General features: G+C 38.7%; 1 protein-coding gene. It reads right to left on the bottom strand.

Annotated elements, in window-relative coordinates; genetic code table 11:
- Window positions 1-43: 43 nt before the first annotated feature.
- Window positions 44-310: 5-formyltetrahydrofolate cyclo-ligase (locus tag ACFIN0_RS10020; protein WP_375702484.1), on the bottom strand; the 267-nt coding region annotated here is incomplete at its 5' end.

Genomic DNA, 310 nt, shown 5'->3' with positions numbered 1-310 from the left:
TGTCACCTAAAAATAAAAAACGCATAGACGTTTTAATCACATTTTAACATTTTAAGAAACCTTTTTCTGTAAAAATTCTCTGCACCTGTAAATCATGTTCTGTTGGAGGAATGGAACAAACCTCCTGACACGAGAAACCCATGCCCCATAATGTCATTGAATGTCCTTGTTTTTTAAGAGATTCAACTGCACGATCATAATATCCTCCTCCATAGCCAAGACGGTGACAGTGACGATCAAACGAAGAAAGCGGAACAATAATAATATAGGGAAAAACAACAGCGTTGTCTGCTCCTGGGCCCAAAGTACC

The organism is Bartonella sp. AA89HNZF, assembly GCF_042196905.1.
Classification (GTDB): domain Bacteria; phylum Pseudomonadota; class Alphaproteobacteria; order Rhizobiales; family Rhizobiaceae; genus Bartonella.
The sequence above is the reverse complement of the archived record's forward strand: the minus strand, read 5'-3'. Positions and strand labels throughout refer to the sequence as shown.